The organism is Bifidobacterium biavatii DSM 23969 (assembly GCF_000741165.1).
GTDB lineage: Bacteria > Actinomycetota > Actinomycetes > Actinomycetales > Bifidobacteriaceae > Bifidobacterium > Bifidobacterium biavatii.
Genome location: NZ_JGYN01000031.1, coordinates 1 through 12,083, shown reverse-complemented (window position 1 = coordinate 12,083; position 12,083 = coordinate 1). Strand labels below are relative to the sequence as shown.

At 64.6% G+C, this 12,083-nt stretch carries 10 protein-coding genes and 1 tRNA gene; 10 read left to right on the top strand and 1 reads right to left on the bottom strand.

Annotated elements, in window-relative coordinates; all coding sequences use genetic code 11:
* Positions 1-35: 35 nt before the first annotated feature.
* The 8 genes from rpsK to arfA all read left to right on the top strand — a co-directional run bounded on the left by rpsK (position 36) and on the right by arfA (position 9,125).
* Positions 36-437 carry a 30S ribosomal protein S11 gene (rpsK, locus tag BBIA_RS10975; protein WP_033493949.1) on the top strand — a complete coding sequence of 134 codons (402 nt, stop codon included), beginning with the start codon at positions 36-38 and terminating at the stop codon, positions 435-437.
* 84 nt (positions 438-521) lie between these two features.
* Positions 522-1,517 (top strand): DNA-directed RNA polymerase subunit alpha, encoded by a 996-nt coding sequence (locus BBIA_RS10970; RefSeq protein ID WP_033493951.1) that lies wholly within the window; start codon positions 522-524, stop codon positions 1,515-1,517.
* An 87-nt stretch (positions 1,518-1,604) separates the two neighbouring features.
* Positions 1,605-2,090 carry a 50S ribosomal protein L17 gene (rplQ, locus tag BBIA_RS10965; protein WP_033493952.1) on the top strand — a complete coding sequence of 162 codons (486 nt, stop codon included), beginning with the start codon at positions 1,605-1,607 and terminating at the stop codon, positions 2,088-2,090.
* Between the two features lie 122 nt (positions 2,091-2,212).
* A complete protein-coding gene (truA, locus tag BBIA_RS10960) occupies positions 2,213-3,148 on the top strand; it encodes a tRNA pseudouridine(38-40) synthase TruA (RefSeq protein WP_033493953.1) in 936 nt (311 codons plus the stop codon).
* A 698-nt stretch (positions 3,149-3,846) separates the two neighbouring features.
* A complete protein-coding gene (locus BBIA_RS10955; protein WP_033493955.1) occupies positions 3,847-6,039 on the top strand; it encodes a circularly permuted type 2 ATP-grasp protein in 2,193 nt (730 codons plus the stop codon).
* Between the two features lie 255 nt (positions 6,040-6,294).
* A complete protein-coding gene (locus tag BBIA_RS10950; RefSeq protein ID WP_033493957.1) occupies positions 6,295-7,095 on the top strand; it encodes a transglutaminase family protein in 801 nt (266 codons plus the stop codon).
* A gap of 154 nt (positions 7,096-7,249) precedes the next feature.
* A tRNA-Ser gene (locus BBIA_RS10945) sits at positions 7,250-7,334 on the top strand.
* Between the two features lie 243 nt (positions 7,335-7,577).
* Positions 7,578-9,125 (top strand): arabinosylfuranosidase ArfA, encoded by a 1,548-nt coding sequence (gene arfA / locus BBIA_RS10940; protein ID WP_033493959.1) that lies wholly within the window; start codon positions 7,578-7,580, stop codon positions 9,123-9,125.
* 78 nt (positions 9,126-9,203) lie between these two features.
* Here the strand turns inward: arfA and BBIA_RS10935 are convergent, their stop codons facing one another.
* Entirely contained in the window at positions 9,204-10,157 is a 954-nt protein-coding gene (locus BBIA_RS10935; protein ID WP_035138389.1) for a hypothetical protein, read from the bottom strand.
* Between the two features lie 181 nt (positions 10,158-10,338).
* On the opposite strand from BBIA_RS10935, the gene nusA reads away from it, so the two are divergent.
* Both nusA and BBIA_RS14980 read left to right on the top strand, forming a co-directional pair.
* A complete protein-coding gene (nusA, locus tag BBIA_RS10930) occupies positions 10,339-11,367 on the top strand; it encodes a transcription termination factor NusA (RefSeq protein ID WP_033493961.1) in 1,029 nt (342 codons plus the stop codon).
* Positions 11,368-11,752: 385 nt separating this feature from the next.
* Positions 11,753-12,083 (top strand): translation initiation factor IF-2 N-terminal domain-containing protein (locus BBIA_RS14980; RefSeq protein WP_035138387.1); only part of this gene is annotated, 331 nt, incomplete at its 3' end.

Sequence of the window (12,083 nt, the reverse complement as noted above, 5' to 3'; positions counted from 1 at the left end):
CAATCAACACAGTTCGTACTAGGAAACGAGGATCAATGGCAGCTGCAAAGCAAGCCGCTCGTAAGCCTGTCCGTCGCCGCGACCGCAAGTCGATCCCGGTGGGCCAGGCTCACATCAAGTCCACTTTCAACAACACGATCATCTCGATCACCGATCCGTCCGGCGCCGTCGTGTCCTGGGCGTCCGGTGGCGATGTCGGCTTCAAGGGCTCCCGCAAGTCCACGCCGTACGCCGCTGGTATGGCCGCTGAGTCCGCCGCCCGCAAGGCGATGGAGCACGGTCTGAAGAAGGTCGACGTGTTCGTCAAGGGCCCGGGTTCCGGCCGTGAAACCGCCATCCGCTCCCTGCAGTCCGCTGGTCTCGAGGTCGGTTCCATCACCGACGTCACCCCGCAGGCTCACAACGGCGTTCGTCCTCCGAAGCGCCGCCGCGTCTGATTCCTGTCAGGCGAAGCAACCAATCCAAAGTCGCTTGCTTGGTCGGTGAGTGCACCACCGACCAGAAGCTGAAAGGATAACATAGTGCTTATCGCACAGCGTCCGACACTGACTGAGGAAGTCATCAACCCGCGGCGCTCCCGTTTTACGATCGAGCCTCTCGAGCCTGGTTTCGGCTACACGCTGGGCAACTCCCTGCGCCGCACGCTCCTGAGCTCCATCCCGGGCGCAGCCGTGACCTCGGTGCGCATCTCCGGTGCCCTGCATGAGTTCACCACTCTGCCGGGCGTCGTGGAGGACGTCACCGAGATCCTGCTCAACATCAAGGGCATCGTGCTCACCAGCGAGTACGATGAGCCGGTCGTCATGTATCTGCGCAAGAGCGGCGAAGGAGAAGCAGTCGCGGGTGACATCACCCCGCCTGCCGGCGTGACCATCGCCAACCCGGATCTGCACATCGCAACCCTGGCCGAAGACGGCGAACTCGAAATCGAGTTCACGGTCGAACGCGGCCGCGGTTACGTCACCGCGCAGATGAACAAGCAGGACAACGGCGAAATCGGCCGTATCCCGGTTGATTCGATCTACTCCCCGGTGCTCAAGGTGAGCTACAAGGTCGAGGCCACCCGCGTGGAACAGCGCACGGACTTCGACAAGCTCATCCTGGACGTGGAGACCAAGCCCGCCATTTCGCCGCGTGATGCGGTGGCTTCCGCCGGTTCGACCCTCGTGGAGCTCTTCGGCCTGTGCCGTGAGCTCAACACGCAGGCCGAAGGCGTCGAGGTTGGCCCGGCGCCCGTCGCCGAGGAGTCCAACCCCGAGATGGCCGTGCCGATCGAGGATCTCAACCTTACGCAGCGCAGCTACAACTGCCTCAAGCGCGAGGGCATCCACACCATCGGCGAGCTGGTCAACCACACCGAGCAGGACCTGCTCGACATCCGCAATTTCGGTATGAAGTCGATCGACGAGGTCAAGGAAAAGTTGCAGGCCCTGGGTCTGTCGCTCAAGGCCTCCCCGCTGGGCTTCGACACCACCAACCTCGAAGGCGGCACCTTCTACTCGCCCGAAGACGAGTGATCGCCGTTTTTTGACCAACCGCTTGGCCGGGCCCGGACGTTCGGGCCGATGCCCACCTGAGCCCGGCAAAGCAATCAAGGAGTTAACATGCCTACACCCAAGAAGGGTCCGCGCCTGGCGTCCAGCCCGGCTCACGAGCGCCTGATGCTCGCGAACATGGCCACCAGCCTGTTCCAGAACGGCCGCATCGTCACCACGCTGCCGAAGGCCAAGCGCCTTCGTCCGCTGGCCGAGCGCCTGATCACCTTCGCGAAGCGCGGTGATCTGCACTCCCGCCGTCGCGTGATGCGCGTCATCCGCAACAAGTCCGTCGTGCACGTGCTGTTCACGCAGATCGCCGAGCAGATGGAGCAGCGCGAGGGCGGCTACACCCGCATCGTGAAGATCGCCCCGCGCAAGGGCGACGCCGCTCCGGCCGCGATCATCGAGCTCGTCACCGAGCCGGTCGCCAAGAAGGCCGTCGTGAAGGAAGCCGAAGCCGCGACCAAGGTCGCCGAGGAGACCGCTCCGGTCACCGAGGCCACTGAGGCTCCGGCCGAGACCGCCGAAGCTCCGGCCGAGACCGCCGAGTGAGCTTAGCGTTCCGCTAGACCACGAATCAAGGGGTCGGGAATCCATCAGGGTTCCCGACCCCTTGTCGTAGCTGCGTCGTATGCCGCCGCATCTTCGGCCGGTCTTCGCTACACTGGTGCCCCATGACGGAAACCATGAGACTGCGGATTGACCTGGCATACGACGGCGGCGGATTTTACGGCTGGGCGAAGCAGCCCACCCTGCGCACCGTGCAGGGGGAGATCGAAGCCGCGATGCGCAAAATCCTGCGCGTTTCGGCTGACCCCTCCTCGCCCGAAGCGCAGTCCGAGCCGCTGCGGCTGGTCGTCGCCGGTCGCACCGACACCGGCGTCCACGCCAGTCACCAGGTGTGCCACGTCGACGTGCCGCCGGACATTCTTGCCCGCGCGGTCGGCCACATGGACGTGCCGCCGACCGTTGCATTGACCCGACGACTGCAGCGGCTGCTGCCGTCGGATATCGCCGTCCGCTCGATCGCGCCCGCGCCGGACGGGTTCGACGCGCGATTCTCCGCACTGGAACGCACGTACGTGTACCGCATCGCCGACCGCGGAAGCGAAGTCGACCCGCGTATGCGCGGTTTCGTGCTGCATATTGACGATGATCTTGACGTCGACGCGATGAACGCGGCCGCCGCGATGACGATCGGTCTGCACGACTTTGGCTCGTTCGCGACGCCGAACCCGGGCGGCACGACGATTCGCGAGGTGAAAACCGCGTACTGGCGCCGCGTGCCGTCGCGCCCGCTGATCGGCGACGACGCGGCGATGGGGGAGCGGTACCGCACGCCGGCCGTCGAGTCGGGACTGCTGTGCTTCACGATCGTGGCCGACGCGTTCGCGCGCAACATGGTGCGATCGCTGGTCGGCGGGTGCGTGCAGGTCGGCTGCGGCAAACGTTCACTCGACTGGTTCGCCGGCAAGATGGCGACACCGCTGCGCGAAGGATCTACCGGTCCGATCGCCCCTCAGGGACTCACGCTCGAGCACATCGAATATCCGGCCGACGACCAGCTCGCCGTGCGCGCCGAAGCGATCCGCGCCAAGCGCACGCTGTAGTCCGACCCAGTCCAGCCAAGCTAGGCCATTGCGGTTGCCGCGGCCGACGCAACTGGTATTTTGTCGGATGCAATGTGACGGGTTCCGACTACCCCTCAGTCACTGCGTGACAGCTCCCCTGACAAGGGGAGCCAAGGAAAAGGAAGCAACAGTTTAAGCTCGACAAAGTACCAGTGTTTTGTCGGATGTGATGTGACGGGTTTTGACTACCCCTCAGTCACTGCGTGACAGCTCCCCTGACAAGGGGAGCCGAGGAAAAGGAAGCAGCAGTGTAAACCCGACAAAGTACCAGTGTTTTGTCGGATGCAATGTGACGGGTTTTGACTACCCCTCAGTCACTGCGTGACAGCTCCCCGGCAAGGGAGCCGAGAAAAGGAATGCAGCAGTGTCAACCCGACAAATACTGGCGTGACCATCGTGCCAGCCGTCATCCGCATGCGGCCGTATCACGCGCGTCGTGCCGTGCTTCGGAACACTCCCGTAACACAGTCGCGCACGGGCGGTAACCGCGCGCGACTAGCGTAACCGGTAATCATGGCTCCGGCCGGGGCGCAAGCGTGCGCCGAAATCGCGTGTATCGCGAGCATCGTACGCAACGCACGCGACGCGCTCCGGAACGAGCCGCAACGATGCACGGTCGCGTGCGTGGCACGCGCGATGCGCAGCCGTGCGGAACGACACGAGACGAGGAGTGCGACATGGTCGAATCGGCGTTACAACTGGCGGGCGAACTGGTCAACCGGCGCGAGGCGATCAACCGCGAGCTGAGCCGCAACGGCGTGCGGTTCGGCGTGTACAAGAACGGCGAATACCACGACCGGCTGTTCCCGTACGACCCGATCCCGCGCATCATCGAATCGGACGAATTCGACCAGCTCGAAGCAGGCTTGAAGCAGCGCGTCAACGCGCTCAACGCGTATCTCAAGGACATCTACTCCGACAAGCGCATCATTCATGACGGCGTCATTCCTGAGGAATACGTGTACACGTCGGCAGGCTACTTCCCGCAGGTCAACGGCGTGACCCCTCCCGGCGGCATCTTCGCGCACATCGCCGGCGAGGACCTGGTGCAGGGCGAGGACGGCCGTTGGTGGGTGCTCGAGGACAACCTGCGCATCCCGTCCGGCGCCAGCTATCCGCTGTTCGCGCGCGACATCGAACGCCGCACTAACCCGAAGCTGTTCCGCGAGGTGCACGTGCGTGACAACCGCGACTACCCGCGCCTGCTGCGCAAGGCGATGGACTTCGTCTCCACCGAGGGCATCGCCGTGGTGCTCACACCCGGCCGCTACAACTCCGCGTTCTTCGAGCACGCGTACCTGGCCGAGAAGACCGGCGCGGCGCTGGCGTTCCCCGAAGACCTCGAAGTCGTCGACAACAAGCTGTACTTCCTCGACTACGCCGGCCGCAAGCACCGCGTCGGCGCCGTCTACCGCCGCCTGTCGGACGAATACCTCGACCCGTTCGCGTTCAACCCGGATTCGGTGATCGGCGTGCCCGGACTGCTGTCCGCATACCGGTCCGGCAACGTCGCGATCATCAACGCGCCCGGCAACGGCGCGGCCGACGACAAGGCGATCTACTACTTCGTACCGCAGATGATCAAGTACTATCTCGGCGAGGAACCGATCCTGCACAACGCGCCCACGTACATGCCCATGTTCGATGCCGATCGCAAGACCGTGCTCGACCGCATTGGCGAGCTCGTCATCAAGGACGTGGCCGAGGCCGGTGGATACGGCGTCGTGTTCGGCTCGTCGCTCGACCATGCGGCGCGCGAGGAGCTGGCCGACCGGATCAAGGCCGAGCCGCGCCGGTTCATCGCGCAGGAGGTCATCCAGTTCCGCGACATCGACGTGATCGACCCGAAGACCGGCGAGGCGAGCCCGCGCAAGGCCGACCTGCGCGCGTTCGTCGTGACCGGACAGAACACGCACGTCTGGTATTCCGGCCTGACCCGCTACTCGTCGGTGCCCGGCCAGATGATCGTCAACTCGTCGCAGGGCGGCGGTTTCAAAGACACGTGGGTGCTCGCGCCGGAGCACGGCACCGCATCGCACGACCGCACGCTGCAGCGCAGCGAATCGGTCGCGTCCGTGAACCTGATCCCGCACTCGCGCAAGCACACGCTCTCGCTCGTCACCGCGTCGAAGGCCGACAACCTGTACTGGCTCGGCCGCTACACCGAACGTGCGTTCACCACGCTCGTCCAGTTCTTCCCGTTCTACGACCGCGTGATGGACACGGACGTGGACGCGTTCCGTCCGTTCGCCCGCGCGCTCGATCTGCCCGAGGATTTCGAGGACTTCGACGGGTTCATCCACTCGTTCCTGTACGACGGCTCGAACCCGGACTCCGTGCGCAGCGCGATCGTCGCCGCGTTCAATAACGCGGTCGTACTGCGGCCCGAACTCACGTCGCGGCTGCTGCAGTACATCGAACTCGCCGTCACGAACATCACCGAAGCGGCGGAACGGTCCGACAGCGCCGAGGACATCTACTCGCAGCGCGACATCGCCGACGACATGCTCGCGTTCTGGGGCGGCGTCGAGAACTCGACCGTCGACATCACGCTCAAGGCGTTCATCTTCATCGGCAAATACCTTGAACGCATCGACCTGTACACGCGCTTCCATCTGTCCGCCGACGAGCTCGACGCGCCGCTGGCCAAGCTGGAAACCTATTCCAAGGCGCTTGACGGCATGCCGCTGCCGCAGTGCTTTGGCTCGGGCATCAGCTGGCTGCTCGGTCAGCTGCCCGACCGCGGCTATCCGGAGCTCACCGCGCGGCTGCAGGCGTTCCTCGACGACTTCAACACGCGCGCCGCGTCCGGCGAACTCAAGGACACGAACGCGCTCAGTTCGATGAACATGGACGCCAAGCGGCCGTGACGATGCGTCTGCGATGATCGGCGCATGAGATGGTGCGCATGACGTTCGCATGACGTATGCGCATCGCGAGTCGTGCGGTCGCGTACGTCGCGTGCGTTGCGTGCGTCGCGCGTGCCGGCCGTTGCCGTTGCGGCGTCGACGGCCGGCACGCAGACGCAGCCCGGCGCGGACGGCTTGTCTCTGCTAGACTGGAGTGGACTTTGTGAGCAGTTAGGACCGTTCGTCCGAGACGTCCATTTGAGGAGTCGTGTATTCATGAAAAAACTGGTGTTCGACTACGAGATGAAGCTGTCGTTCAGCTCGCCGGTCACCGACCACCGATTCCAGCTCCGCTGCGTGCCCGCGACCGGTCCACGCCAGCAGGTCGTGGACGTGGAAGTGGACATCGAACCGCACGTCGACCTCGAAACGACCATCGACTCGTTCGATTCCGTGGTGATGACCGGATTCATCCCCGAACCGCACACCATGTTCAATTACACGGTCAAGGGCATCGCGTTCGTCGACAACGCGCACATCAAGCCGGAGATCTACAAGCCGCTGTACCGGTTCAACTCCGCGCTCACGATTCCGGGCCCGTGCATCGAGAAGATGATCGAGATGTGCAAGATTCGGCTGTCCGCGCTGCCGATCGACGCGACGCCGATCGACAAGGCGCGCGAAGTAATGGACGAAGTGTTCCACGCGTTCGTCTACACGCCGGCGTCCACGACGATCCGCACCACGGCCGAAGAGGCGCTCGCCCAGCGCAAGGGCGTGTGCCAGGACTACGCGCACGTGATGCTGTCCGTGTGCCGTCATGTGGGGCTCACCGCGCGGTATATCGCCGGCCTGCTCGGCGGCGAGGGCGCGACGCATGCGTGGGTCGAGATTTATCACGACAACCGCTGGATCGGCCTCGATCCGACGCACAACCGCATGGTCGACGACAACTACATCACGATCGCGCACGGCCGCGACTACCGCGACTGCATGCTCGACATCGGCATCTTCTCCGGATACAACGTGCAGCAGAACCAGTGGGTGAACGCGTCGGTGCACGAGCAGCAGCTGTGACGCGCGCGCCTAGCGCGTTGCGCGCCGCAGCGATGGCGGTGATGTGATTGCGGGCCGGCGAGACTGTCATGACCTGTTCGACACGCCGGTGTGCGGTTGTGTTTGCATGATCGGCGATTCGCCTTATAATAGACAAGTTGCTTACGCAACGAATGGATAGGTGTCCGAGCGGTCTAAGGAGCACGCCTCGAAAGCGTGTGAGGCTAACCCCTCCGCGAGTTCGAATCTCGCCCTATCCGCCCGCAAAGCCCGGAATCTTCGGATTCCGGGCTTTTTCGTTGTGCGTGCCGATTCGCGGGTTTGCCGCCGCTCAGGGCAACGGTTGTTGTTGATGAACGGTACATCGCTGGAACAGTACCGTGTGTCGGATTATGGTAATCGATAGAATATGTACCGGTACATATCGATGATGTGGTGCAGGACATCGATATGCGGTTGTCAGAACAGACCGTCGCGCTAACGCGCACAGGCAAAGGAGCATCATGACCCAGCAATCCGACCAGCAGTCCCGACTCGTCGTCGACAACGATTTCGAAGTCGCGCCCGTCAACGACCGCATCTTCGGCTCGTTCGTCGAACATCTCGGCCGTTGCGTCTACACCGGCATCTACGAACCCGGCCATCCCACGGCCGACCAGGACGGCTTCCGCCAGGACGTCATCGACCTCGTCAAGGAACTCGGCGCGACCACCATCCGCTATCCCGGCGGCAACTTCGTTTCCGGCTACCGCTGGGAAGACGGCGTCGGCCCGAAGGAAGACCGCCCGCGCCGCCTCGACCTCGCCTGGCACTCCACCGAAACCAACCAGTTCGGCCTGCACGAGATGGCCGCATGGCTCGACAAAACCGGCGGCAACGAACTCATGGAAGCCGTAAACCTCGGCACGCGCGGCCTCGAAGACGCCCTTGATCTGCTCGAATATGCGAACATCCCCGGCGGCACCAAGCTGTCCGAAGCGCGCCGCGCCAACGGTGCCGACAAGCCATTCGACATCCGCATGTGGTGTCTCGGCAACGAGATGGACGGCCCGTGGCAGCTCGGCCACAAAACCGCCGAGGACTACGGCACGCTCGCCGCATCCGTCGCCGCCGGCATGCGCCAGATGGACCCGGACGTCGAACTCGTCGTGTGCGGCTCCTCCGCCCACTCCATGCCGACCTTCGGCACGTGGGAGGAAACCGTGCTGCAGAAGACATACAACAACGTCAACTTCGTCTCCTGCCACGCCTACTACTTCCCCGACCGCAAGGCCGACGGCACGCGCGACATGGCCAGCTTCCTCGCCTCCGGCGTCGACATGGACGGCTTCATCAAGGATGTGGCCGCCGCCATCGACGCCACCAAGGCGCGCCTCAAGAGCAAGCACGAAGTGTACATCTCCTTCGACGAGTGGAATGTGTGGTACCAGCAGGAGGAGCAGAGCCGGAACCCGTCCGGCATTGGCAACTGGCCGGTCGCGCCGCGCCTGCTTGAGGACATCTACTCCGCGGCCGACGCCGTCGTGTTCGGCGACCTCATGATCACGCTGCTCAAGAACGCCGACCGCGTGCACGCCGCCAGCCTTGCGCAGCTCGTCAACGTGATCGCGCCGATCATGACCGAGCCGGGCGGCCCGGCGTGGCGCCAGACCACGTTCTACCCGTTCTCGCTCACCGCCAAGCTCGCCAAGGGCGGCACCGTGCTCGAGCCGAAGCTCGCCTCCGGCACCTACGAGACCGCCAAGTACGGTGAGGTGCCGACCGTCAACTCGGTGGCCGTGCGTGGCGCGGACGGATCGGTCAACGTGTTCGTCGTCAACCGTTCGCTCAACGAAGCCAACGAGTTCGAGATCGCGTTGCCGAAGGGCGCTGCGTTCGCCGGCGCGAGTGCGCAGACGTTGCACGAGGACGACATCGACGCGAAGAACACGCTCGACGATCAGAACCGCGTCACCCTGCACGACAACGACACCGTCGCGTTCGACGCGGCCGCCGGCACCGTGCGCGTCACCCTGCCGCCGGTCTCCTGGACCGCCGTGCGCGTCAAGTAAGCCGGATGGTATCGGGTTTGAGCGGGCGACAAATCCGCTCAAACCCCGTTCGGACATTACTTGGACGTTATTCGGACGTCAGTCGAACAGGGCCTGGTCGAAGGTGGGATAGCCGTACGAGAAGGCCCGGGCGGCGCGGGATGCGACGAAGCGCGCGAGGATACGCAGCGATGCGGATTCCTTACGCGCTTCATTCGTTGCCGAGGCGGTTGCGTCGGCATTGTCTGCAGCCTTGGCCGAGTCGGAAACGTCGGCGGAACCGGTGTCGGATGATGACGCGGTTTGCTCGGCGGGGGAGAGCGCGGCCAGTTCCTCGCGCGCGCAGTTGATTTCGGCCACGGCCAGTGTGGGGGCGGTCAGTCCGGTCGCCGGGTCGACGATCTCGTTGGGATGCGCCAGCAGCTGGCTCACGTCATACGCCTTCTGTCGCGGATCGGCGGCCGCCTCGATCTCGGACAACGATATCAGCCGCTCTCCGGCGGACTTGTGCATCGACGACAGCTTGAGCGTCGCGTTCCCGTCATCGCCGCGCGCGGTCAGTATTTCCGCGATGAACCCGGCACGATCTTCGGCCAGCGCCATCGACGCGAGCACGGCCGGCTCGACGGAAAGATCCGACACCCCGGTCAGATCGTGCGCGGCGCTCGCCGACGTCGACGAGACGTCCGCCGGCGCGTTGACGACGGCCGCGGAGTCGCCGGAACCGTCGATGGAGCTGGATTCGGCCGTGCCGTCGGTTTGCGCGGCATCGGCGGAAGACGCGTCGTCGCCCAAGCCGAGCCGCTCGCCGAGCGTCGCGGCCGCATACTGCGACTGTGCGGCGCGGATCACGCCTTCGGAAAACCGGTCCGTGCACTGCGCGGAGACTTCGATCCACTGCGACGCGGCCGAACGCGCGGACAGATATCGCATGATCGCGGGCCAGCCGCTGCCGGACGCGGCCATCGCGGACGAATCGGACGCGGCATAGTACGCGCTTTCGCAGGCGCTCGGCGTCTGCTCGGACTCGGCGCGGCCGGCGAAACGGGGCATGGTGCAGGAGGATAATGACAACGTTGCTGCAAGTGTGGCGATCGCTGCGACAAGGCGCGCAACGAGCGGCGAACAGGCCAAACGAACCTCCTGACGTGTCTGCATAAGCCCTTACACTAATATCTGACTGTGACCATAGGGCCCTGCGCTCGGAATAACTTCATATAGGAGGTCTTGAACCATGGAACTGGACCTGTCAGGAATGCATCAACTCGCCGCAGAGCAGGGAATCGATCCCGAGGCGCTGGATGAGGCTTTGTCCGAGGCGCTGCGCCTCGCATACATGAAAACCCCCCACGCCGCCAAGCACTCCCGCGTGGAACTCGACAACCGCGCCGGTACGTTTACGGTGTGGGCGCGCGACGAAATCCCCACCGAACCCACCGAAGACAACCCGCACCCCGCCCCGACGCTCGGCGAGGAGTACGACGACACCCCGCGCGACTTCGGCCGTTTGGCCGCCGCGACCGCGCGCCAGGTGTTCACCCAACTGTTCCGCAAGGCCGAGGACGATCGTGTGTTCGGCGCGTTCTCCGGGCAGAAGGGCAAGCTCGTCACCGGCATCGTTCAGCAGGACGTCAAGGATCCGACCAACGTGCACATCGCCATTGGCGACGTCGAGGCGATCCTGCCCCGCCGCGAGCAGGTGCCGGGCGAGCGCTACCGTCACGGCGAGCGTCTGCGCGTGTACGTCGTGAACGTGGCCCGCGGCCTCAAGGGCCCGGAAATCGTTGTTTCCCGCTCTCACCCGGAGCTCGTGCGCCAGCTGTTCGAGCGCGAGGTGCCAGAACTCGTGTCTGGCGCCGTGTCGATCATGGCCATCGCGCGCGAGGCCGGCGCCCGCACCAAGATTGCGGTGCGCGCCAACACCGAGGGCGTCAACCCGAAGGGCGCGCTGATCGGCCCCGGCGGCGCCCGCGTGCGCGCGGTGATGGAGAACCTCGGCCCGGAGAAGATCGACATCGTCGACTGGTCGGCCGATCCGGCGAAATTCGTCGCGTCCGCGCTGAGCCCGGCCGTGGCGACCGGCGTGCAGGTGATCAGCGAGAAGAACAAGACCGCAATCGCGTTCATCCACGACGACCAGCTGTCTCTGGCCATCGGCAAGGAAGGTCAGAACGCGCGTCTGGCCGCGAAGCTGACCGGTTGGAAGATCGGCATCGAGTCCGCGGAGGCGCACGCCAAGAAGCAGGCCGCAGAGGGGGAGTGAGTTCCCTTCCGCTTCCCTGATGCCGATGCCGTCGCCCCGATCGGGCGAACGGGTGGGGAGATCTGCCGAGCCGTTGACGGCAGGAGATTTCCCGACCCGTTGCGCCCGGTCGGAATGACGGGGCGGATGCACGCAAACTTCGGGCGTGTTGCGCAGGGCGCGCACATCCAACGGCGCGAGTATGCTTGTTTCGGAATCCAAGCATGGTCGTGCCGCACGGTCATGCCTTGATTGCGAAGAACGAGGTAGCACGATCATGGTCGCACGATGAGACAGGGTGGGCTCTCGACAATCAAACATTGACCGCGCCGTCATACGCGCGGTTCGGATAGGAGAAATTTTAGTGGCGAAAGCACGCGTGTATGATTTGGCCAAGGAACTTGGCGTGGAAAGCAAGGATGTCCTGGCAAAGCTCAAGGACATGGGAGAATTCGTCAAGTCCGCATCTTCAACCGTCGAGGCGCCGGTGGTCCGTCGTCTGAGGTCCGCGTTCAAGGAACAGTCCGGCGCCAAGTCTCCGGCCTCCAGCGCGGCCAAGTCCGCACCGTCCTCGAACAAGCCCGCGCCCAAGGCGCCGCAGGCTTCTGAACATCACGTTCCGGCTCAGCCGGCATCGACCCCGTCGGCTCCCGTGCCGACGCCGGGCCAGCATCAGCATGCCGCCGAAGCGGCCAAGCCGTCTCCGGCCGGCGCCGCGCCCAAACCGGGCATGCCGA

Bases quoted from the DNA above. Each gene is read 5' to 3' on its own strand.
- rpsK (WP_033493949.1), top strand. From the start codon at position 36: ATGGCAGCTGCAAAGCAAGCCGCTCGTAAGCCTGTCCGTCGCCGCGAC.
- rplQ (WP_033493952.1), top strand. From the start codon at position 1,605: ATGCCTACACCCAAGAAGGGTCCGCGCCTGGCGTCCAGCCCGGCTCAC.
- truA (WP_033493953.1), top strand. From the start codon at position 2,213: ATGACGGAAACCATGAGACTGCGGATTGACCTGGCATACGACGGCGGC.
- BBIA_RS10955 (WP_033493955.1), top strand. From the start codon at position 3,847: ATGGTCGAATCGGCGTTACAACTGGCGGGCGAACTGGTCAACCGGCGC.
- BBIA_RS10950 (WP_033493957.1), top strand. From the start codon at position 6,295: ATGAAAAAACTGGTGTTCGACTACGAGATGAAGCTGTCGTTCAGCTCG.
- arfA (WP_033493959.1), top strand. From the start codon at position 7,578: ATGACCCAGCAATCCGACCAGCAGTCCCGACTCGTCGTCGACAACGAT.
- BBIA_RS10935 (WP_035138389.1), bottom strand. From the start codon at position 10,157: ATGCCCCGTTTCGCCGGCCGCGCCGAGTCCGAGCAGACGCCGAGCGCC.
- nusA (WP_033493961.1), top strand. From the start codon at position 10,339: ATGGAACTGGACCTGTCAGGAATGCATCAACTCGCCGCAGAGCAGGGA.